This is a genomic window from Marinomonas ostreistagni (genome assembly GCF_016461785.1).
GTDB classification, from domain to species: Bacteria; Pseudomonadota; Gammaproteobacteria; order Pseudomonadales; family Marinomonadaceae; genus Marinomonas; species Marinomonas ostreistagni_A.
Map to the genome: position 1 here is coordinate 14,888 of NZ_JAEMUH010000022.1, position 22,588 is coordinate 37,475.

At 45.6% G+C, this 22,588-nt stretch carries 23 protein-coding genes; 12 read left to right on the top strand and 11 right to left on the bottom strand.

The window, feature by feature from the left end:
* Positions 1-19 precede the first annotated feature (19 nt).
* Positions 20-295, top strand: coding sequence for a hypothetical protein (locus JHD44_RS17765; RefSeq protein ID WP_133565293.1), 276 nt, complete (start codon positions 20-22; stop codon positions 293-295).
* Between the two features lie 107 nt (positions 296-402).
* A complete protein-coding gene (locus JHD44_RS17770; protein WP_199464073.1) occupies positions 403-1,221 on the top strand; it encodes an ion transporter in 819 nt (272 codons plus the stop codon).
* Positions 1,222-1,228: 7 nt separating this feature from the next.
* Here JHD44_RS17770 and JHD44_RS17775 read toward each other — a convergent pair whose 3' ends face one another.
* Positions 1,229-1,720: an Lrp/AsnC family transcriptional regulator gene (locus JHD44_RS17775; RefSeq protein ID WP_133565300.1), complete on the bottom strand. Its 492-nt coding sequence runs from the start codon at positions 1,718-1,720 to the stop codon at positions 1,229-1,231.
* Between the two features lie 127 nt (positions 1,721-1,847).
* On the opposite strand from JHD44_RS17775, the gene JHD44_RS17780 reads away from it, so the two are divergent.
* Together JHD44_RS17780 and JHD44_RS17785 are read left to right on the top strand one after the other, a co-directional pair.
* Entirely contained in the window at positions 1,848-2,813 is a 966-nt protein-coding gene (locus tag JHD44_RS17780; protein WP_199464074.1) for a DMT family transporter, read from the top strand.
* Between the two features lie 221 nt (positions 2,814-3,034).
* On the top strand, positions 3,035-3,340 hold the full coding sequence (locus JHD44_RS17785) for a hypothetical protein (protein WP_199464075.1): 306 nt from the start codon (positions 3,035-3,037) through the stop codon (positions 3,338-3,340).
* A gap of 667 nt (positions 3,341-4,007) precedes the next feature.
* Here JHD44_RS17785 and JHD44_RS17790 read toward each other — a convergent pair.
* Positions 4,008-4,907 (bottom strand): EamA family transporter, encoded by a 900-nt coding sequence (locus tag JHD44_RS17790; protein ID WP_199464076.1) that lies wholly within the window; start codon positions 4,905-4,907, stop codon positions 4,008-4,010.
* Positions 4,908-4,983: 76 nt separating this feature from the next.
* Positions 4,984-6,327 carry an exodeoxyribonuclease VII large subunit gene (gene xseA / locus JHD44_RS17795; protein ID WP_199464077.1) on the bottom strand — a complete coding sequence of 448 codons (1,344 nt, stop codon included), beginning with the start codon at positions 6,325-6,327 and terminating at the stop codon, positions 4,984-4,986.
* Between the two features lie 91 nt (positions 6,328-6,418).
* Here xseA and guaB point away from each other — a divergent pair, with 91 nt between their 5' ends.
* Together guaB and guaA are read left to right on the top strand one after the other, a co-directional pair.
* Positions 6,419-7,891: an IMP dehydrogenase gene (gene guaB, locus JHD44_RS17800; protein ID WP_199464078.1), complete on the top strand. Its 1,473-nt coding sequence runs from the start codon at positions 6,419-6,421 to the stop codon at positions 7,889-7,891.
* Positions 7,892-7,989: 98 nt separating this feature from the next.
* Positions 7,990-9,567, top strand: a complete 1,578-nt coding sequence (guaA, locus tag JHD44_RS17805) for a glutamine-hydrolyzing GMP synthase (RefSeq protein ID WP_199464079.1) — start codon at positions 7,990-7,992, stop codon at positions 9,565-9,567.
* An 80-nt stretch (positions 9,568-9,647) separates the two neighbouring features.
* Here the strand turns inward: guaA and JHD44_RS17810 are convergent, their stop codons facing one another.
* The gene (locus JHD44_RS17810; protein ID WP_199464080.1) at positions 9,648-10,775 is read right to left on the bottom strand and encodes an FAD-dependent monooxygenase; all 1,128 of its coding nucleotides are present in this window, start codon (positions 10,773-10,775) and stop codon (positions 9,648-9,650) included.
* 103 nt (positions 10,776-10,878) lie between these two features.
* Between JHD44_RS17810 and JHD44_RS17815 the strand changes: the two genes are divergently transcribed.
* Entirely contained in the window at positions 10,879-11,772 is an 894-nt protein-coding gene (locus JHD44_RS17815) for a LysR family transcriptional regulator (protein WP_199464081.1), read from the top strand.
* A gap of 112 nt (positions 11,773-11,884) precedes the next feature.
* Here JHD44_RS17815 and dmpH read toward each other — a convergent pair whose 3' ends face one another.
* The 7 genes from dmpH to JHD44_RS17850 form a co-directional block, all read right to left on the bottom strand.
* Positions 11,885-12,676, bottom strand: coding sequence for a 2-oxo-3-hexenedioate decarboxylase (dmpH, locus tag JHD44_RS17820; protein WP_199464082.1), 792 nt, complete (start codon positions 12,674-12,676; stop codon positions 11,885-11,887).
* Positions 12,676-13,704 carry a 4-hydroxy-2-oxovalerate aldolase gene (dmpG, locus tag JHD44_RS17825; RefSeq protein ID WP_199464083.1) on the bottom strand — a complete coding sequence of 343 codons (1,029 nt, stop codon included), beginning with the start codon at positions 13,702-13,704 and terminating at the stop codon, positions 12,676-12,678. The genes dmpH and dmpG overlap by 1 nt, the downstream gene beginning before the upstream one ends.
* 2 nt (positions 13,705-13,706) lie before the next feature.
* Positions 13,707-14,621 (bottom strand): acetaldehyde dehydrogenase (acetylating), encoded by a 915-nt coding sequence (locus tag JHD44_RS17830; protein ID WP_199464084.1) that lies wholly within the window; start codon positions 14,619-14,621, stop codon positions 13,707-13,709.
* Positions 14,622-14,644: 23 nt separating this feature from the next.
* Positions 14,645-15,430 carry a 2-oxopent-4-enoate hydratase gene (gene dmpE, locus JHD44_RS17835; RefSeq protein WP_199464085.1) on the bottom strand — a complete coding sequence of 262 codons (786 nt, stop codon included), beginning with the start codon at positions 15,428-15,430 and terminating at the stop codon, positions 14,645-14,647.
* A gap of 136 nt (positions 15,431-15,566) precedes the next feature.
* Positions 15,567-15,749 carry a 2-hydroxymuconate tautomerase family protein gene (locus tag JHD44_RS17840; protein WP_199464086.1) on the bottom strand — a complete coding sequence of 61 codons (183 nt, stop codon included), beginning with the start codon at positions 15,747-15,749 and terminating at the stop codon, positions 15,567-15,569.
* Between the two features lie 73 nt (positions 15,750-15,822).
* On the bottom strand, positions 15,823-16,743 hold the full coding sequence (locus JHD44_RS17845; RefSeq protein ID WP_199464102.1) for a catechol 2,3-dioxygenase: 921 nt from the start codon (positions 16,741-16,743) through the stop codon (positions 15,823-15,825).
* Between the two features lie 166 nt (positions 16,744-16,909).
* Positions 16,910-17,791, bottom strand: coding sequence for a LysR family transcriptional regulator (locus JHD44_RS17850; RefSeq protein WP_199464087.1), 882 nt, complete (start codon positions 17,789-17,791; stop codon positions 16,910-16,912).
* A 179-nt stretch (positions 17,792-17,970) separates the two neighbouring features.
* Here JHD44_RS17850 and JHD44_RS17855 point away from each other — a divergent pair, with 179 nt between their 5' ends.
* The 5 genes from JHD44_RS17855 (at position 17,971) to JHD44_RS17875 (ending at position 22,573) form a co-directional block, all read left to right on the top strand.
* The gene (locus JHD44_RS17855; protein ID WP_199464088.1) at positions 17,971-19,218 is read left to right on the top strand and encodes an ABC transporter substrate-binding protein; all 1,248 of its coding nucleotides are present in this window, start codon (positions 17,971-17,973) and stop codon (positions 19,216-19,218) included.
* Between the two features lie 71 nt (positions 19,219-19,289).
* Positions 19,290-20,006, top strand: coding sequence for an ABC transporter ATP-binding protein (locus JHD44_RS17860; protein ID WP_199464089.1), 717 nt, complete (start codon positions 19,290-19,292; stop codon positions 20,004-20,006).
* Entirely contained in the window at positions 20,003-20,707 is a 705-nt protein-coding gene (locus JHD44_RS17865; RefSeq protein WP_199464090.1) for an ABC transporter ATP-binding protein, read from the top strand. Before JHD44_RS17860 ends, JHD44_RS17865 begins: the two co-directional genes overlap by 4 nt.
* A 2-nt stretch (positions 20,708-20,709) precedes the next feature.
* The gene (locus JHD44_RS17870; RefSeq protein WP_199464091.1) at positions 20,710-21,570 is read left to right on the top strand and encodes a branched-chain amino acid ABC transporter permease; all 861 of its coding nucleotides are present in this window, start codon (positions 20,710-20,712) and stop codon (positions 21,568-21,570) included.
* Positions 21,571-21,574: 4 nt separating this feature from the next.
* Complete coding sequence (locus JHD44_RS17875; protein WP_199464092.1) at positions 21,575-22,573, top strand: branched-chain amino acid ABC transporter permease; 999 nt, start codon at positions 21,575-21,577, stop codon at positions 22,571-22,573.
* Positions 22,574-22,588: the final 15 nt, after the last annotated feature.

Here is a 22,588-nt window from a genome sequence, read left to right on the forward strand (position 1 = left end):
AGCTCGGTAGGAGAGTTCCATGAAATCCAAACCCGAAGCCCTGATCACTAAGCATCCCGGCCTCATACATAGCGACGCAATGAAAGTTAAATCCCATGTACAGCGTAATCAAGAGGACTGGGTGCTGCATACTTTGATGATTGAAGGTTATGACGTGCCGTTTCGCTTTAAGCGCCAAGGGAAATACCATTCCTTGCGAGGTGCTCGTGTGAATCTAACTTACTATCCTGCTCAGGAATCCGTTGCGGGGATCGATATGGAAGTCATGAAGGTCGTGCGTGTGAAGCGCAGCTAAACTTGCTGTAACTAAAAAAGCTCTTATCCACGGATCCTATTCCTTTCGTCATTGTCTGAAGGTACTCTTCGCTCATTGTGAGTATTTCTTAGGAGTAATATCAGGTAATGACTACGGCCCGTTCTCAGTCTTGGTTCGACGTTTTTAAGCGTGTCGAACGTAGCGTTTGGTTCCAAGGCTTTATCATCAGCATCATTATTATTGCGGCCTTAACGGTAGGGGCAAAAACCTACCCACTGCCGTATTCTGTTGAGTTAGCGATTAACTATCTTGATACGCTGATCACCGTGTTTTTCCTCGCAGAAATACTCTTGCGATTTATCACTTATGAGCGCAAACGTGAGTTTTTCAAAGATCCTTGGAACCTGTTTGATTCTGTAATCGTGATTGGTAGTTTAGTGCCGATATCCAATACCGATATGGTGTTGGTGGCGCGTTTGTTGCGCGTATTACGAGTACTGCGACTAGTATCGATCATTCCAGATCTACGCGTTTTGATTAATGCCTTGCTAAAAGCCATTCCGAAGATGGGCTACATCGCCTTGCTGATGTTTATCATCTTCTACATTTTTGGTGCGATGGGTTCGATCTTTTTTGAGGACATCAATGAAACGCTCTGGGGTGATATCGCCATCTCCATGTTGACCTTGTTCCGCATCGCCACGTTCGAAGATTGGACCGATGTCATGTACGAGACGATGTCCGTATACCCACTGAGCTGGATGTACTACGTGGTGTTTATCTTCTTAACCGCGTTTGTGTTCTTAAATATGATGGTGGGTGTCGTGCTAGAAGTGATGAGCCGCGAAACGTCTGCTGAAGAACAGCAGCACCAAGAGGATCATCACCAAGCCTTGGTCGAGCAAATCTCGCAACTACAGCAGCAAGTTCAGGCCCTGAGCGACAAACTGGATCGTAAGGACTAGCAGTAGGCTAGTCTAAATGCAGCGTTAATCCTTGTTCTGGCAGCGGCAAAGCGGTTTTGTAGCGCACTTGCTTTAAGGCAAAGCTGGAGCGAATGCTGGCGACACAGGGAATCTTTGAAAGGTACTGGAGGATAAACTTCTCCAGTGCTTTCATATTCGGTACGACCACACGTAATAAGTAATCCTCATCCCCTGTCATAAGATAACACTCCATCACTTCAGGGCGATCACTGATCGCTTCTTCAAAGCTCTGTAAGGCTTCTTCTACTTGTTTCTCAAGGGTAACGTGGATAAATACGTTCAGCGTTAGACCCAGCTTCTCCGCTTCTAGCAAAGTTACCTGCTGTTTAATAAGGCCTTTCTCTTCCATGGCTTTGATACGGTTGTAGCAAGGCGTGGTGGATAAGTTAACCGCTTTGGCGAGCTCAGCGTGGGTGATGCGAGCATTTTCTTGGATTTGGTTAAGAATCAATATATCGGTTTTATCAAGCTGGCTCATTATATTTTCTTTAAAATTTAATTTTATAGGGTAAATTTTCTCTAATTCAGAGATTTAAGAGAGATAATAGGAAAATAAAACTCGGCGGCAGAAATTACAATGGTTAGATCAAATTTCGAGGTGATCTATGCCATCTACATCCACGCAAAACTATCCTATTTCCAGTCTGAAACGCTTTCAAATTTCGTTGCCTAACCAACTGAAAATCGTCCTAATGTTTGCGTTAGCGGTCGTGGCGCTGGGTGGTAATTGGCCGGTGATGAAACTGGGGTTAGAGCATATTTCACCGCTTTGGTTTGCGGCCGTACGATTCGTGATGGGATGTGTTTGCTTATTCTCGTTGCAGGCCATTACAGGCAAGGTGAAATTACCAACGCGCAAAGACCTTCCGATTGTCGCCAGCGTTGGCTTAGTGCAAATGATGATGTTTACTGCTCTAGGGGCGATTGCCATGTTAAGTGTTTCAGCGGGCCGTTCGGCGGTATTGGGTTACACCACGCCTTTGTGGGTGACGCCGATTGCTTTGTTCGTGTTGCGAGAGCGCTTTAGTACGATGCAGATTGCAGGTACTGTGATTGGGTTTGTTGGTGTACTCATTTTGCTGAATCCTGCCACCATGGATTGGCGTGATACAGCCGTACTACAAGGCAATGCGTTACTGCTGTTTTGCTCTCTATGCTGGGCGCTGTGTATTTTGCACCTTCGCCATCATAAAGGGGACAGTAATGCTTACCAACTGGCACCTTGGCAAATGTTGCTCGCGAGCGTTTGTCTGATTCCTTTGGCGTATTACTTTGAAGGAAGCTTTACTGGTGACTTCAGCGCTACGTTTTGGTGGGTTATGTTGTACATGGGGCCGTTTGCGACCGCTTTTTCATTTGTGGCCATCAATGCCGCAAGCAAGCACCTTTCTTCAGCCAGTATGTCGAACGCCATGTTAGGCGTTCCTGTCACAGGATTATTGGCTTCGACAATATTCTTAGACGAAACCTTAACCCTGCCACTGGCATTGGGTGGTGCGGTGATTCTTGGCGGTATTATGTGCGTATCTTTGGCTGGCCGTGGCGCAAGCGGCCATAGCAAGAGTTTATAGTGAAATGTTTGCGCTCTTCATTTATTTAAAGCTTTGAAAGAGGTTAGATATAATAATACAGTCTGTTTTTTATTTTTATATGCACAGTGTTGTAAATGTGAAAGATATATGCATAATGCTGATGAAAATTAGTTATATACACATGGAATGTGGCTGAAAAAGAAGGACGCTTTTCTTTTCTAGCCTCGGTAATTTTTCTATAGTTGAAAAAGGATTTTTCAATGCTACTTGGAAGTGGCCATATGGGAGAAGTCTTTGCAATAAATGATGATGTTGTTGCAAAAGTTTTTTATCCTAATCTTTCACAAGATATTGTTCAGTATGAAGTGGACATGACTAGATGTGCTAAATCCTCACCTGTAAATGTTGTAGAAGCTGGGAATATATTTGAACATGAAGGTCGCTTTGGGGCTTATTTCCAACGAGCTTATGGCATATCCGCGTTAGATGCTTGTTTAAAGAAACCTTGGAAACCACTCTCATACGCTAAGGTATTTGATATATCCACAAGCTTTTTCCATGGTTAGTGACTTATCTATCAGCAGAGTCATAAGTAAGAGTGAATATTTTTAACTTATGTTTTAAAAAATTTTTTTGATTCCTTTAGCTCTTATTGTTTTAAATAAATATATTTTATTGGATTGTTTGAAGATTTTAATATGAGGGTTATTAAAAATAAATCGATATGCTACTTTGTTGTTTTTATAGATACTTTATTACTAGCTTCTGTTAATTTTTTTTACGATGTTGGTTATTATCTAGATGGGGTTTTGGTTTTTCTTTTTATTGTTTTATTCTATGAAAAGGCGAGATCTGTTTTTAATTACTTCGATGGTTTTTTGATTGTGGTAATTTTTTTGCTTTCTGAATTTTATGAGTTGTGGTTTTTGTCTTCTCTGGTTTCATTTTCAATTTTTTGTTTTTATAGGTTTAAAGTTCTATAACTTATATTTGATTCTTTCTTTGTGGTTTTTAATTGTCGGGAGGATGAGCGCTAGAACATATTGACTCACTGATAATGTCTATAATATTTTTTATTTTTCTTTACGATTGTAAAATCGAAAAGATATTGGAAATATGAAATATCATTTTGAATTTTTATTTTATTATACTTCGTTTTCGGGTCGAGTTTTCTAGGTTTATTTTTATATGAAACTGTATGGGAACGACTTACATTGGCTATCTGAAGTGATCCTACCTGATTCTCTGGTTATGGTTAGAGTGGCGCAAGCGACCGCCAAAAGTGTTGAGCATTAAACCTAACAGTACGACAAGAATCCCGACCCATTGTTGATGGCTGATGCTTTCATTCAGCACCAATGCAGCCGAGGTTAAGCCAACCACTGGGACGCCTAATGACAGTGGTGCGACGGTGCCAGCGCTGTAACGAGACATCAGTTGGCTCCAAAGGCCATAGCCTGCCAATGTGGCGAATAGGGCGAGGTAGCCAAGAACAGCAACGGTGCTCCAATTGATATCTTTCAGGTTCGACCACATCAGATCTGGGCCGTCGACAAAGTAAGAGGTAATGAAGAAGGGCACAGACGCGATCCCCGCACTCCATACGATTAAGCTAAGGTCTGCTTGGTAGCCTTTCTGAATTATAGCTTTGGTGGTGATGTTGCCCAATGCCCAGCTAGACGCCGCCGCTAGAGTCAAAATAAAGCCCAATACAGTCATGGAGGTGTCTTCTCCCGCGGCACCAATGATCGCCAGACCACCGCTGGCAATCGTAACCGCCAGTATTTGATAAGGACGGACCGTTTCTTTTAGCAAGAGTACGGAAAAGATCAGTGTGAAGATGGCTTGTGACTGCAATACTAAAGACGCAAGTCCTGCTGGCATGCCAAATGTCATGGCGCAGAACAGCCAAGCAAATTGGCCAAAGTTTAGGGACAAGGCATAGAGCAAACACCATTTTAGTGGGGTTTTAGGGCGAGCAAAGAAAAAGCAGCCGACCAACGCTAAGACTAAGAAACGCATACCGCCGAGCATCATCGGGGTCATGGCATCGAGTCCCCAACGAATGACAACGAAGTTGAACCCCCAAGCGAAGATAATAATTAAGCCTAGGGATAAGTCTTTCGCAGTCATGATAGGAGGTCCTTTTGTCGATAAGTTCCTACTGTAACGATTTCTTATCTGATGAAAAAAGGAACAACAGGGGACATTATGATGTTTCTTTGACGAGACACTTTAAAGTGCCGTCCGCCACGCGAATATTAATGTCGTCTCCTTCGGTCACATCACGACAAGAGCGGATGACCTGTTTGTCTTTGCTGGCAATAGCATAGCCTCGAGACAGAATATTCAAAGGGCTCACCAAATCCAACTTTTCAATAGTCTGGGCGAAGCGTTGCTGTTTCTGGTTCAGTGTTTGACCTAAGGCTTGATTCAGTCTTTGCTGAAGTCTTTCAATACGCTCCTGATGAGCGGCTACCTTCGCATTTGGATTGGCATGTTTAAGGCGTTGCTGTAGATGGCTTTCGCGGACTTGCCTCTGTGCAAGTTGGCTGAGCATGGCTTGAGATAAACGCTTTGTGCTTTGGTCTAAACGGTTTTGCTGTTGTTCGATTCGCTCTTTGGGGTGGCGAATACGTTGCGTGAGGAAATCTAATCGCTGCTGATGCTGTTGTAAGGTTTGCTCAAAGCGGCGTGTAAACAGGTACTCAAAATGTGCAATTTGCTGTTCTAGGTTGCGTACATCGGGGCTTAATAACTCAGCTGCTGCGGTTGGCGTCGCGGCTCGAACATCTGCCACAAAGTCGGCGATGGTAAAATCAACTTCATGACCCACTGCTGAAACAATCGGAGTTTTAGCTTGATAAATGGCGCGAGCGAGCGCTTCGTCATTAAAGCTCCAAAGGTCTTCTAACGAGCCACCGCCACGTCCGACGATGATGGCATCAAAATGCCCACTGACATCAGCACGTTCCAATTGTTGGCGAATGTTCGTCGCAGCCCCTTCACCTTGAACAAGGGTGGGTAAAATCGTTAACTCGGTCAACGGAAAGCGTCGTTTAAAGGCGATGACCATATCGCGCACCGCTGCGCCTTTGGCAGAGGTGATGATCGCAACGCGCTCTGGACGAGTAGGGAGGGCTTTCTTGTGGGTTGGATCGAACAGCCCTTCCGCTTGTAATTGGTTTTTCAAACGTTCGAAGGCCGCTTGCAAGGCACCTTCGCCAGCGGCTTCCATGGACTCCACCATCAGTTGGCAATCACCGCGCGCGCCGTAAAAGGTCACTCTTGCGCGAAGTCGAACCAGATCGCCGTCTTTGGGCTTAAATTTGACCGCCATGTTTTTGCCCTTGAACATCGCGCAGCGTATTTGTGCGCGATCATCTTTTAAGGAAAAGTACCAATGACCAGAGCTTGGTTTGGCAAGGTTAGAGAGCTCTCCTTCCACTAAGATCCATGGCAAGCTAGCTTCCAACAACTGCTGAATCTGGCGGTTTAATTCTGAGACGGTAAAAGTCGGTTCTGAACTGTGCAAAGTTGTAAATTTTTTCATCAATGTCTCGTGGTTTTGATTTACCGAATCACAATGTTGGAGTAGAATTACTTGCCATCTTAAACCCAGTTGGCATTGGAAATTCCCTATTATGTTACGAATCGCACAACAAGCACTAACGTTTGATGACGTTTTGCTTATCCCAGGCTATTCTGAAGTTCTGCCGAAAGACGTGAGCCTAAAAACACGCATCACGAAAGGCATTGAACTAAATCTTCCTCTTGTTTCCGCTGCCATGGATACGGTGACTGAACACCGCATGGCGATTGCCCTAGCGCAAGAAGGCGGCATTGGCATTATCCACAAAAACCTAACGATTGAGCAACAAGCGGCAGAAGTTCGTCGCGTGAAAAAGTTCGAAAGTGGTATTGTCAAAGACCCAGTAACGATTCACCCAGGCGCGACCGTTCGCGAATTGATGGATCTGACTGCGGCACACAACATTTCTGGTGTACCGGTTGTTGAAGGAAAAGACCTAGTCGGTATCGTAACCAGCCGTGACGTTCGTTTTATCAAAGACTTCGATAAAACCGTTGCTGACATCATGACGCCAAAAGAGCGTCTAGTGACTGTCCTAGAAGGCGCTTCTAGCGGTTCTATCCGTAAGCTACTTCATGAACACCGTATCGAAAAAGTGTTGGTTGTGAACGAACAGTTCGAACTACGCGGCATGGTAACGGTAACGGACATCAACAAAGCGCAAACTTTCCCTCATGCTTGTAAAGACGACAACGGTAGTCTTCGTGTTGGCGCTGCAGTAGGCACTGGCGCAGACACTGGTGACCGTGTGACGGCACTAGCAGAAGCGGGCGTTGACGTGATCGTTGTTGATACTGCGCACGGCCATTCTAAAGGTGTAATCGACCGCGTACGTTGGGTGAAAGAAAATTTCCCTCAAGTACAAGTGATCGGCGGTAACATCGCGACAGCAGAAGCGGCGATCGCGCTAGCGGATGCAGGCGCTGATGGCGTTAAAGTGGGTATCGGCCCAGGTTCGATCTGTACGACTCGTATCATCGCAGGTGTGGGTGTTCCACAAATCAGCGCGGTTGCAAACGTTGCGGCGGTCATGAACGAGCGCGGTATTCCAGTCATCGCAGACGGTGGTGTACGCTTCTCTGGTGACATTGCGAAAGCGATTGCAGCGGGCGCAAGCGTAATCATGGTCGGTGGTCTATTGGCTGGTACTGACGAAGCACCTGGTGAAGTGGTTCTGTTCCAAGGTCGTTCATTCAAAGCGTACCGCGGCATGGGCTCTCTTGGCGCGATGTCACAGTCTCAAGGTTCTTCAGACCGTTACTTCCAAGACGCAAGCAGCGGCGTAGAAAAATTGGTACCAGAAGGCATTGAAGGTCGCGTACCTTCAAAAGGCCCAATGGCAGCCGTTGTTCACCAATTGATGGGCGGTGTTCGTTCTTCAATGGGCTACACTGGCTCTGCAAACATTGAGCAGATGCGTACTCAAACGCAATTTTCTCAAATTACTGGTGCGGGTATGCGTGAAAGTCACGTGCATGATGTTACCATTACGAAAGAAGCGCCGAACTACCACGTTGGTGGTTAAGCGCTGATTAATGAAAAACCAAGATGGGGCGTCTGACGCCCCATCTTCTTTTTTTTTTGAACAGCTCTTACTGGGTAGGAGCGAAGGACTAGCTAATAATGTCGCAAGATATCCACGCTCATAAAATTCTTATTCTTGATTTTGGTTCTCAGTACACGCAGCTGATCGCTCGCCGTGTTCGTGAGATTGGTGTTTTCTGTGAAATCCGTGCATTCGACATGGAAGAGCAGGAAATCCTAGACTTTAACCCTCAAGGTATCATCTTAGCGGGTGGTCCTGAGTCTGTTGCTGAAGAAGGTTCACCACGTGCACCTGAAATCGTCTTCACATTAGGCGTTCCAGTGTTAGGTATTTGTTACGGCATGCAAACCATGGCGGAGCAAATGGGCGGTAAAGTTCAAGGATCTGAATTGCGTGAATTTGGTTACGCGCAAATCCGCACACACGGTAATTACTCATTGCTTGACGGCATTGAAGACCACGTTGCAAACAACGGTGTTGCCTTGTTAGATGTGTGGATGAGCCACGGCGACAAAGTGGTTGATATGCCAGAAGGTTTCGCTTTGATGGCGTCAACTGAAAGCTGTCCAATCGCTGCGATGGCCCACGAAGGCAAAAAGTTCTACGGCGTGCAATTCCACCCAGAAGTAACGCACACGAAACAAGGCGGTCGTATCCTGTCTCGTTTCATCGTTGATATCTGTGGCTGTGAAACCCTATGGACGCCAGCAAACATTGCTCAAGACGCGATTGATCGTATGAAAGAGCAAGTTGGCGACAAGAAAGTGCTACTGGCCCTTTCTGGTGGCGTGGACTCTTCTGTTGTGGCGGCGCTACTGCACAAAGCAATCGGTACACAGCTAACCTGTGTATTCGTTGATAACGGTCTACTTCGTCTAAACGAAGGTGATCAAGTCATGGCGATGTTCAAAGAGAACATGGGCGTTAACGTTATCCGTGTGGATGCTGAAGACCTGTTCCTAGGTAAACTAGGTGGCGAAGCAGACCCAGAGAAGAAACGTAAGATCATTGGTAATACCTTCATCGAAGTATTCGACGAAGAAGCGGCTAAGCTAACGGAAGTAGAGTTCCTAGCACAAGGTACTATCTACCCAGACGTAATCGAATCTGCTGCCTCTAAAACAGGTAAAGCACATGTCATCAAGTCTCACCACAACGTCGGTGGTCTGCCAGAAGACATGAAGATGCAACTTGTTGAGCCACTGCGCGAACTATTCAAAGACGAAGTACGTAAGCTTGGTCTAGAGCTAGGCCTACCGTACGACATGGTTTACCGTCACCCATTCCCAGGACCAGGTCTAGGTGTTCGTATCCTAGGTGAAGTGAAGAAAGACTACGCAGACATCTTACGTCGCGCTGACGCGATCTTCATCGAAGAACTACGCAACGCTGGCTGGTACGAGAAAACAAGCCAAGCCTTCGCTGTATTCCTACCAGTTAAATCTGTAGGTGTTGTAGGCGATGGTCGTCGTTACGAATACGTGGTTGCACTACGTGCCGTAGAAACCATCGACTTCATGACAGCGCGTTGGGCACACTTACCATACGAGCTACTAGAGAAAGTGTCGGGTCGTATCATCAACGAAATCGAACACATCTCTCGCGTGACTTACGACGTATCGTCTAAGCCACCAGCGACCATCGAGTGGGAATAATTCATCGTTAGGTAACACCTTGCACTGAGCAGCAATAAACACTCCCAAGCCCGCTATCTAGCGGGCTTTTTTGTGTTTAATTAACTTGTTGCTCTTTCACTTAATCCTTGCATATACAATTTTCTGATTTGGTCTGTGGATAGGCTTGGCAGGGTCGGAGGTGCTGATGATGTCGAGTGAAAGATTTGCTGAGCGACTTGTCGGCCAATCAGTTGTGCTTGGGTGGTTTTGTCGATGCGCGTGCTGTAAAACTTCTTCAAAACAGCATCGAGCGATTGGTTGTGATTGAGTAACTGGGACAAATGCCAGGCGTCTTCAAGGGCTTGGCTTGCGCCTTGGCCTGATGTGGGTAGTGGGGCATGGGCTGCATCGCCGATGATAATTAGGTTTCCATTATGCCAATAGGGAAGGGGCTCAAGGTCGTGAACAAATAGGCGTTTTAAACTGTTTGGATCATAATTATTTAGAACTTTCTGAATCTTGCTAGGCCAATGTCTAAAGCGTTGGTGCATCTCGTCAAACCAACTTGTTAATGTTCTAGAATCATCCATTTCGCAGTGCCATGCTGCAGCCCAATAGCCATGTTGTTTTGTGACTGGAACAATGCCAAAGCGTTCACCGTTTTCTCGATATTCGTGGATGGTGTGATCGCATAAAGATTGGTTCATTTGATAGAGTCCAATGATGTTGATAAAGCCCTGATATTGAGGCTGCATCGTATCCTTATAGAGACTTGCTCTCGCTGCTGAGTGCATGCGTCCATCGCTGCCAACTACTAAGTCAAACTGCTGTTTTAATTGAGTAATGTCTTCGGCCTTAATGGTGTGATTAAAAAGGATAGTAGCGCCCATCATTTCAAGAGCATCCCCCAGAATTTTAATCAGGTCGCGGCGTAATATGTTGACAGTTGGGTGCTCACACATAGCGTTTAACGCCCCAATATCAAAGGTGTTTGTTTGCCGACCTTGTCGATTAAACTGGTGCATAAAGCAAGGCTGTCCACCGGAATGGATTACTTCATCGATTAGTCCAAGCTGTTTCATTACAAACGTTGCGTTTGGCCAAAGAGTTACGCCGGCACCGATTGAAGAGAGGCACTTGCTTCTTTCGAATAGGGTAACGTGAATACCTTGTTTTCTTGCAAAAATTGCTAAGGCGAGGCCTGCGACACCTGCCCCAATAATGGCCATATTTTTGATTGTCTTCATCTAACTAGTCCTAATGATTGAGAGATGAGAGGATTATTTCAGCCTATAATAATGGGATAAATGCGCTGATTTTGTTTTGTTTGTCCCATTATTTGAGATAGTTATGCTTGAAAATATTGAATTACAGTGGCTGTTGAGCTTTCAGAAAGTCTATGAGCAGCTGAGCTTTAAGCGGGCAGCAGAATTGTTGCAATTGCCTAAGTCGAACATTAGCCGTCATGTTGCTTTGCTTGAACAGGCCTTGAATACTAGATTATTAGAGCGTACTACTCGGAAGATGGTGGCGACTGACGCGGGTGATCGGTTGTACCATGGCTTGGCCCCACTGCTTATTGCGATGGGTGATGTACTGTTGGAAGCTCGCCAAGAAGCTGATGTGATCGCTGGACATTTGAAAGTGATAACGCCCGATTTACCATTTATGGCTGATGCCATGGCAGATTTCTGTTATCAGAACCCTAACATTCAGCTTAGCTGTGACACTCAGCTTAACCCTGAAGAAGGGTTGTTAGAAGGTTTTGACCTGTTGATACGTTTTGGCCGTGGGTCAATAGCAGATTCAGGATGGGTTGCCAGAGAGTTGGTTCGTTGGCCTAGTTGCGTGGTAGCTACACCAAGTCTGATGACATATCACACCACTCCCATTTCAATCGCTGAGCTTGCTAAGCTTCCTTGCATTACCAGCTTGTCGGTCTTACAAGGAATGCCGTGGAGGTTTAAACAAGCTGGCTCAGTGAATGTGTCGTCTTGTTACAAGGTGAATAGCGGTTACATGGCGAAGGCGGCTGCCCTTAAGGGGTTGGGATTTGCGATTCTGCCTTTGGAGTCTTGCCGTCAGGAGTTAGCTGATGGAACGTTAATGAAGGTCTGCCTATTAGAAGACGAACCAGAAGACTTAGTGTTGTACGCTCTCTATTCGGGACGCAAGTATTCATTGGCTAAGGTAAAGGCATTTTTAGGACATGTTCAGGCTGTGATAGAGCGTCATTACGCTTAAATCCAGTTAATAGATGGGAAATATTAGTTTTGGGTAGAGATTAAAAAAGGTAACGCATTATGACGGTAATACGTTACCCAATATTCTAAAAAGCAGAAGTAACCCCAAATGTTTATACAAACTTACCGCTAACCGTTCCTAAGCCTTGATAACGAACGCAGAAGTTATCACCCTTATTAACTTGCACCGCAGCAGTGATGGCACCGATCATGATAAATGTTCCAGCAGGAATTTCTTCGTCACGTTCGGCTAGCATGTTAGCAAGCATTGCGACGGAAGAGGCTGGATGCCCGAGTACGGCAGCTCCAGCACCGGTTTGCACCACTTCGCCATTAATCTCCATCACTACGCCAAGATTTTTTAAGTCGAGATCAGACGGTTTGGCCATGGTTCCACCACTAATGAAGCGGGTGGAAGAGGAGTTGTCAGCAATCACACTTTTTAGGTCAAACTTGAAGTCTTTATAGCGTGAGTCGATGATTTCCACGGCAGGCATGATGAAGTCTGTTGCGCGTAAAACATCAGCAATGTGAATGCCGGGGCCTTTTAAGGGCTCTTTCGTAACAAATGCCAATTCTGCTTCGATCTTCGGGTGAATTAGCTTGTCATGTTCGATGTCTGCACCATCAGCAACGGCAAAGTAATCAGCCAAGAAGCCATAGCAAGGTTGCTCGACACCCATTTGCGCCATCTTAGCCCATGAAGTAAGCCCCATTTTCATTCCGACAATCTTATGTCCACGGGCTTCTTTTCTACGCCGTATTTCCCACTGAATATCGAAGGCATCACGATAGGTCATATCAGGGTATTCATCGGTAATTTTCGTGACTTCAAATGCCTGTAATTCAGCACTTTCAAGATGTTCAGCTAAGCCTGCTATTTCTTGTTTAGTTAAGTTGTTCATTAGATTAATCCTTTTTCTTTTGCCATGGTAAGCGCAAGGTCTTCAATCATGTCTTCTTGTCCGCCAACAGTGCCACGTTTGCCTAGTTCCACTAAAATATCTCGCGCTGAAATGCCGTACTTTTGCTGCGCTCTTTGGGCAAATAACAAGAATGAGCTGTATACCCCTGCGTAGCCGAGTGTTAGGGCATCTCTGTCAACGCGTATAGGTTGATCCATCATGGGGACGACTATGTCTTCTGCGACATCCATTATTTTGTATAAATCAATGCCATGGTTTGCTCCCATGCGTTCTAATACCGCAACCAAAACTTCTAACGGAGTGTTTCCTGCTCCCGCGCCCAGACCTGCTACAGAACCGTCGATACGGTGTGCGCCTGCTTCAATCGCCGCAAGAGAATTTGCAATGGCCATGCCCATATTATGATGTCCATGAAAGCCAATCTCTGTATTAGGAGAGAGCTCTGCACGCAGCAATGACACTTTTTCCGTCACTTGATCCGGTAGCATGTATCCTGCCGAGTCGGTGCAGTAAATGCAGTTTGCACCATAGCTTTCCATCAATTTTGCTTGTTCGAGCATTTTTTCAGGTGACGCCATATGAGCCATCATAAGGAAGCCAACGGTATCTAACCCCATTTTCGCTGAAGCACTAATATGCTGCTGCGATACATCCGCTTCAGTACAATGAGTGGCGACACGAATTGTGCTGACACCACAGTCTCGAGCCATTTTAAGGTGGTCGACCGTACCGATACCGGGAAGTAACAAGGCTGAGATTTTTGCCTGCTTCATTTTCGGCACGACTGCTTTAAGATACTCTTCATCAGAATGTGCTGGAAAACCATAGTTCAGGGATGTCCCGCCCAAACCATCACCGTGAGTGACCTCGATTAAGGGCATGCCAGCATTGTCTAAACCTGTTGCAATAGCCACCATCTCATCAAGTGATATTTGATGGCGCTTAGCGTGCATACCATCACGAAGGCTCATATCATGCAGCATCACATGTTTGTTGTTTAAATTCATTGTTAAGCGCCTCGTTTTGGTAAGGTTAAACGGTCAAAGAAAGCCTCTTCAGCGAACAACTCTGCGGTACGTAGGGCGGCAGCTGTCATGATGTCTAGGTTCCCTGCATAGGTAGGTAAGAAATCCCCTAGGCCTTCTACTTCCATAAAGACAGACACCTTGTTGCCATCAAACACAGGCCCGTTCACCAGCTTGTAGCCGGGAACGTATTTTTGGACTTCGGCGACCATAGCATGGACAGATTCCGTAATGGCATCACGGTTAGGCTCTTCGACCGTTAAGCAGTGCACGGTGTCGCGCATCATGAGTGGCGGCTCTGCTGGATTGATAATAATGATGGCCTTGCCTTCTTTTGCTTGACCGATTTTCTCTACAGCTGAGGCCGTTGTACGGGTAAATTCATCAATATTTTGGCGTGTACCAGGGCCAACGGAGCGTGAAGAGACTGTAGCGATGATCTCTGCATAATCGACTTCTTGAACACCCGAGATAGCAGCGACCATAGGTATGGTTGCTTGGCCACCACAGGTCACCATATTGACATTTTGAACTTGAGATTGAGCGTGTTCTTTTAAATTAACGGGAGGAACGCAATAAGGGCCAATCGCTGCTGGCGTGAGATCGATCATGATCACACCAAGCTCGTTTAGCTTTCGGCTATTCTCAGCATGTACGTAGGCAGATGTGGCATCAAATGCGATTCGAATATCGTCATTCAATACATGCTCAAGAATACCATCGACGCCCGTGCTTGAGACTTTTAGTCCCATTTCTTTAGCACGTTTTAAACCTTCAGATTCTGGGTCAATTCCTACCATCCAGACGGGTTCTATCCAATCTGAACGCATCATCTTCATTAACAGGTCTGTACCAATATTGCCTGGACCAATAATCGCGGCTTTTAATTTTTTTGTCATGTTGGGAGCCTTATAAGTTCAACTTAAGTGAAACGCACAGAAGCGGAGCCAATGCCGCCGATGCTGACCGTCATGAAATCACCTGGAGCGACAGGTTCCAGCGGTACTAAAGAGCCAGATAGAATGACTTCTCCAGCTTTGAGAGGAATACCGTATTCACCTAATTTATTGGCCAACCATGTAACGCAATTAACAGGGCTACCTAGTGCCGCGGCACCTGCGCCGGTTGAGAGTAATTGACCATTCTTTTCAACCACCATGCCACATGTGGACAGATCTACATCTGCTGGGGACACGGCCTTATCACCTAAAATGAAAAGGCCACAAGAGGCATTGTCTGCGATGGTGTCTTGGATTTTGATTTGCCAATTCTCTATTCGAGAGTCAACTACTTCAAAGCAGGGTAAAACGAAAGCGGTGGCCGCGAGTACGTCTGCGTTCGTTATTCCTGGACCCAGTAAATCTTTTTCGAGCACAAAGGCTACTTCACCCTCTGCTTTGGGGGCGATCAACTTTCCGCTGATCGGCATTTCTTCGCCTTGGCTAAAAGCCATGTCGTCTGTCAGAAAACCAAAATCAGGCTGATCAACCTTTAGTGCCTGTTGAACGGCTTTTGATGTGATACCAATTTTTTTTCCAATCACGCGTGCTCCTGCGGTAACTCTACGTTCTAGGAAGCGTAAAGAAATATGGTAGGCATCATCTATCGTGATTTCCGGGTAGCGTTCAGTAAAGGGAGCGACGCTTTTTGATGCTTGTAATGCCTCGAAAAGCTCATCGCCACATAGTTGTATAGTAGACTGATTCATGTAAGCCTCGTGCTTTATAAATTCGTTTATTCAGTGTTAAAAACACTAAAAAGCCGATTTTTGGACGCAAAAAACCATAAGTGCCAAGACACTTATTATTGTGCGAACTAAAATTTATGGTGTTGTGGAGGGAGAGCTAGAGCACTTTAGGTGCTTCAGGCTTTCCCCAGTGAGCAGAAGGAACTTCTTGAATGATGACTCTGATGGTTTCTAAAGGGGCTTGAGTTGACTCGGCAAGCGCCTTGCAAACGTTGTCAATCACGTCTTTCTTTTGCTCATCAGAGCGGCCTTCTTTCATATAAATGTGTGCAATTGGCATGGTGAGCCTCTTTATTAAATGATTATGTGAGAGGTGTCGGCTGTTCCCCGACACCAAATTGCTATTACTGAAATCAGGTTACGACCGTCAAAAAACGCTCGTTTAATTCTCTTGTATGGTAGAAAACAGCTGCACCCATTTCGTCCTCTGTCCAAGTGTAAGGCTTCATATCTGGGTAAAAGGAGTAACCTCCACAGAAGGTTTCGAAACGATTGCCAGAAGGATCGAAAGCATAAATGGTTGTGCCTCGAGTGATTCCGTGGCGCACGGGCCCTAAATCAATAGGGACTCGGTTGGCGGACATTAAGTCAGCTGCTTTTAGCACGTGATCCCATGTTTCTAACAAAAATGACATGTGGTGTAAGGTGTTATTTCGTTCATCGCGTACAAAGGCGATATCATGGGCTTTAGTTGAGCAGGTTAACCAGACGGCTAGGTCCAGTTTGCCATCAGTGCTGACAATTTTTTCAACTAAGCTGAAACCGAGCACGTCAATAAATAAGTCTCGACTACCATCTAAGTCTGCACCGTGGATCTGCCAGTGATCTAGTCTGATGGGGGAAATGCCTTTTCTATTTTGAATGATGACTTCAGGGTTTACATAACCCAGTCCATCACCGACTTCTGTTTTATCATAATAAAGTTCAAAAACATGGCCAGTTGGTGCAGTGAAGCGAACACGCTCTCCCGTTTCTAGTAGCTCACCCGCTGGAATGCGCTCAGTAGGTACACCGTATTCATTTAAGTCTGTTTCTAGCTTGTCCAATGTAGCGGCGTTGAGAACTTTAAAACCATAAAAGTCCATACCAGCTGTATCCGCTTCTCGGATAATGAAGCTGTTATGGTCTCTTTCATCATGGCATTTAAAATAGACCCGTCCAGAGACGTCTCGACCAGTTTCTACTAACCCAAAAATTTCAGTGTAAAACTTTACCGACTCTTCCAAGTTAAGTACGCGCAATTGGGTATGTCCGGGACGTAATACGCCTGTCATCGCCATAGCATTTTCCTCATATTATTTTTGTTAGTAGGTTTTCAATATGCTGTATGAGTTCATCATGAGAGTGATGGAGCAAAGAGTCCAATACAAATTGAGTAACCTACTATATCAATTAGGTATGAGTGATAAGTGAGGCATTGCGACACATGCCTATACGGGCTTATATGAAGCGTTCTTGCATACGTTGGCAGAATGCAGAAATGTGATCGGATACGTCGTTCTTCCGTACCGACATGATCAATGGAGTGGTGACGCCGCTGTCTAGAATAGAAATAAACTCAATATCTGGTCGTTTTAAAAGGCGCATAGACTCAGGTACGAGAGTTACCCCCATACCCGCGGCGACTAAACCAATAGCAGTTTGAACACCGTTAGTTTCGTAGGTATCTGCAGGGCTTAAACTGCGAACCTGAAATTGGCGTAATACATGATCTGCGAAACTGGGGCGAGGGTTGGACGGGTATAAAATTAATGTTTCTTGAATAATATCTTTAAGGCACAAGCCTTGTGCACCATAGAAAGAGCTCGTTGGTGAGATCACCAGAGCTAGCTTTTCCTCATCAAGTAGTATGTTTTCGATAGCATCGTTCTCGACAGCGAGCCGACCAAAACCTATGTCAATTTTTCCTGATATCAGAGCTTTCACTTGTTCTACAGAGGTGAGTTCATCAAGTGAAACATCAATATTTGCATGGGATTTGCGAAACTCTTGAACCATGCTTGGAATAGGACTGTACAAAATGGAAGCCACGAATCCAATGCCCATCCAACGGTTTTGTCCTGTGCCAATTCTTTGAGTCGTCTTTTTGACTTCTTTTATTTTAGCCAGTAGCTGAGTTGACTGGTTGTAAAAGAATATGCCGGCCTCGGTCAACTTCAGCGGTCGGGAGCTCCTATCAATAAGAATAACACCCAGTTCGTCCTCTAGGTTTTGGATCTGTCGAGATAAAGGTGGCTGAGCTATATGCAGCTCTTCTGCCGCTCGACTGAAGTTTAAAGTGCGGGCAACCGCTTCGAAGTATTTTAGCTGACGAAATTCCATTTATACCTCATAGGTATAGTTGCAGACGAATTCTATATTAGACGTGAGGGCCATGATTCGCAAACATAAAACCAAAAGGTAGGAAGCAACGCTCCTCGATGAGTGGCTCACCTTTTAAGGATGATAACAAAAACAAAGCAGGTCCAAATATCATGAAACCCCTATCAAGACGTTCTTTTATGAAAGGCGTGTTCGCCGCTTCAGCCGCTTCAGCAGTAAGCTTAAAAGCTCCGTTTGTTCACGCTTCTGATACGTTACGCATTGGCTTCATCAGCCCGCAAACAGGCCCCTTAGCGGTCTTTGCCGAGCCTGATGACTTCACTATGATGCAGATCTTTCAAAAGATCAAAAACGGCGTTGAAATCGACGGCCGTCGTCATGATGTAGAAGTAATATACAAAGATTCGCAGTCTAACCCTTCCCGTGCTGCCACGGTCACAGCTGAGCTTATTCTAAAAGATGGTGTGGACTTAGTGGTTGCCTCCTCAACCCCTGCAACGTGTAACCCAGTCGCTGATCAGTGTGAGTTATACGGCGTGCCTTGTATTACAAATGATGCCCCATGGCAGCCTTACTTTTTTGGCCGAAATGGTGATCCAAAAACAGGTTTTGATTGGACGTTCCATTTTTTTTGGGGGTTGGAAGATGTTGTTGGCTCATTTTCGAATCTCTGGCAGCAGATTCCTACTTCTAAGGCCATAGGAACTTTGTGGCCGAACGATGAAGATGGTAATGCTTGGGGGAATAGTGACCGAGGTTTTCCTCCTGTTTTGAAACAGAAAGGTTTTGAGGTCATTGATCGAGGACGTTTTCAAACACCAATTAACGACTTTTCATCATTCATATCTGAATTTCGTCGCAATGACGTCGACATTGTTACGGGTGTGATTGCCCCGCCTGATTTTGCTAACTTCTGGAATCAAGCGGGCCAGATGGGTTTCCAGCCTAAAGTGGTTACCGTTGCTAAAGCGACGGAGTTCCCGCAAGCCGTCAGGGCGTTTGGAGAGCGTGCTGAAGGCTTGACCGTCGAACTTATGTGGAGTCCATCACATCCATTTAAGTCTTCCCTAACTGGTCAAACCGCCCGCGAGTTAGCAAATGATTATATGGCAACGACAAGTCGACCTTGGACTATGCCGTTAGGCTTGAAGCATGCGTTATTCGAAGTAGCGATTGATGTCTTGCAGCGCGCAGGAAGTAAAGATCCTGAAGTCATTCGTGATGCGATCAAAGCGACCAAACTGGATACGATCGTAGGGCCTGTAGATTTTCAGAATGGCCCCGTCCCAAGTGTCGGCAAAACCCCCTTGGTCTCTGGACAATGGCAAAAACGAGGCAAAGACCTAGACCTTGTGATTGTTGAGAACAGCCAAGCACCGATGATTCCAGTTGAGGCTGAGCTACTGCCTATCCAATACAAAAGTTAAGCGCTCTCAAAGAAGAGGGGACGCTTTATTTTTATGGCCTTTTTACATGAACAATAATAAGAGTCGAAAGCATGCTATTAACGGTAGAAAATGCTCACAAAAGCTATGGAGCCTTAGCGGTGACTAAGGGGATGTCATTTAGCGTCGAAGAAGGTGAAACCCTTGGTATTTTAGGGCCAAACGGTGCAGGTAAAACAACCCTATTTAATTTAATTTCTGGGGACGTTTCTTTGGATTCTGGCATCGTGCACTTCAATGGCCAAAATATTACCACCTTAGCTCCTTTTCAGCGTTGTCAGTCAGGTATCGGTCGAAGCTATCAGGTACCTCATCCATTCGGCAATATGACCGTATTTGAAAACCTCATTACAGCGGCTTGCTTTGGCGGACAGATGTCTGAGCCGGAAGCATATGATGTGGCAGAAGAGGTGATGAATAGCATGGGGCTTACGTCGCTTGCTAATCAGCAAGCGGGTTCTATGACTTTGCTTAATCGCAAGCGCTTGGAATTAGCGAGAGCGTTAGCGACACGTCCTAAATTACTTCTTCTTGATGAAATCGCAGGAGGATTAACTGAACCAGAAGCTCAAGAGCTTGTCACGGAGCTAAAAAAAATTAAAGCAAAAGGTACAACAATGATCTGGATCGAACATGTTGTTCATGCATTGCTGTCTATCGCTGATCGATTGATGGTCGTGAACTTTGGGGAGAAATTGGCAGATGGTGAGCCCATGTCGGTCATGAATGATCCAGAAGTGAAACGCGTTTATATGGGGATCGAGGCATGAGTGAGATGTTGCTAGAAGTACAAGGGCTCAATGCTTTTTATGGTGATGCGCAAGCACTTTTTAATGTTTCATTGCAGCTGAGGGCAGGTGAGGTCGTTGGCGTATTGGGCGCAAATGGTGCTGGTAAGTCAACTTTGATGAAATCTTTGACGGGGTTAGTGGCAGTTGATAAGGGGGCGATTCGTTTACGTCAGCAGCCGATCGGTGGAATGCCGCCAGGTGAAATCGTAAAGCATGGCGTGGCATTAGTACCAGAGGGACGCCGACTTTTTCCAAGTATGACCGTTGAAGAGAACTTAATGATGGGAGGATATTCCAAGCGCCCTGGCCGTTGGAATAAGCATGCGATCTTTGAGCTCTTTCCCATTCTTGAAGAAAAAAGAAGCCAACCTGCTACCTCGCTATCTGGTGGTCAACAGCAAATGGTCGCCATTGGCAGGGCCCTAATGAGCAATCCTGATGTGTTGTTATGTGATGAAATTTCGTTGGGATTAGCGCCGGTCGTTATTAAAGACATTTATGAATCTCTTCCGGATATCTGCTCCGATGGCATGAGTGTTGTGGTAGTTGAGCAAGATGTCATCGTTGCTCAGCAATGCTCAGCACGGCTGTATTGCTTACAAGAAGGCAGAGTCTCTCTTGAAGGTACGAGTGATGCATTGACCCGTGATCAAATCAGTGAAGCTTACTTTGGGATTTAGTTATGTTGGAAACGATTATTCAGGGCATCCTGCTTGGCGGGCTATATTGCATTTTTGCTCTAGGTTTATCGCTGATGTTTGGTGTGATGCGCCTTACAAATATTGCTTTAGGCGATCAAATTATTATCTCAGGTTTCATTGCCATCGGTATGGCAACAGTTCTGGGTTTCAATGTTTTGTGGATTGGTCTGCTGCTTTTACCAATTGCCTATATTAGCGGATTTTGCTTTCAAGGTTGGGTGCTTAATCGGACCTTATCGAAAGACCCTTTACCCTCTCTTGTTGTGACTTTTGGACTGTCAATCGTTATCCAAAACACACTACAAATGGTGTTTGGTGCTAACCCGCGTTCTCTTGATGTGGGTAGCTTAAGTACCGCCGGCGTTGAGCTTTCACCAAGTTTAACAGTTGGGGTGCTTCCGTTGATTATTTTTGTGAGCGCCATCGTTTGTACTTTTGGGTTGCAATGGTTATTCGCACATACAGCAATAGGGCGCTCATTTCGAGCCGTTTCAGATGATAGAGAAGTAGCAGAGCTGATGGGGCTGAGTGCAAAGAGGGTGTTTGCAACGGCGACAGGTTTAGCTTTTTGTCTGATTGCGCTAGCGGGATGGTTCCAAGGCATGCGTACAACTGTTTCACCAAGCGATGGTCCCTCATTACTTTTGTTTGCATTTGAGGCCGTCATTATCGGAGGGATGGGGTCATTCTGGGGAACTTTTCTTGGTGCGATGGTATTGGGCGTGACGCAACAAGTCGGCTTTCATTATGACCCAGGCTGGGGAATATGGTTTGGGCATCTTGTTTTCATCGTTGTTTTATTTATTAAACCAAATGGTTTATTCCCAAAAACAAAGGGCTAAGAAAATGACAGTACATACTCAGCACATCAACATGACTAGAACGCCCTTGCCGATCCTTCCAATTAGTTTAGGGGTATTGTTTCTTGGTACAGCAATCACGATGCCTTTTTGGGGTCAGGCCTACTGGCTGCATGAATTTGTCAATATTTCCTGTTTCTTCATTTTTGCAATGATGTGGAATCTTCTAGCGGGATATGGAGGCATGGTGTCAGTTGGGCAACAAGCGTTCTTTGGTTTGGGTGGGTATTTCGTGTTGGCCATGGGGAACCTAGCAGGAGTCAGTCCGTTTATAGGTATCCCACTAGCAGCCATCCTTACCGCGATCATGGCTCTGCCGCTGTCTAAGTTAGCGTTCCGGCTCAACGGCGGTTATTTTGCAATTGGAACTTGGGTTATCGCGGAGGTGGTTCGTCTGACTGTTGCTAATATTTCGATAGTTGGAGGTGGGTCAGGTACGAGTTTGACAGCATTTCGAGGTGTTGACCGTGTATTCCGACAACACATGACTTATTGGATTGCCCTGACGTGTGTGGTGGCAACCGTTGCTCTGATCCTTTTATTCCTTCGCAGTAAGCAAGGGCTTGCATTACAAGCTATCCGTGATAGTGAGGTGGCTGCTTCAAGTCAAGGTGTTGATGTCATACGTATGAAACTCGCCGTTTATGTTGTGGCGGCACTAGGTTGTGGATTAGCTGGAGCGCTGTATTTTGCGAGTAATTTGCGCATCAGCCCGGATGCTGCATTTAGTGTTAACTGGACTGCGTTCGCTATTTTTATTGTGATGATTGGTGGGGTTGGAAGAATCGAGGGGCCAATTATCGGAACCTTTGTCTTCTGGTTAATCAACCATTATTTGAGTGACTATGGTACTTGGTACTTAATTGGTTTGGGGGGCTTGGCTATTGTCATGAGCTTATATATGAAAGATGGCTTAGCCGGATTTATTCATCGCAAAACAGGCAAAGACTTTCTATCCATTAAACGAATTTACCGTTCAAAATGAGCAGGAGTCCGGACT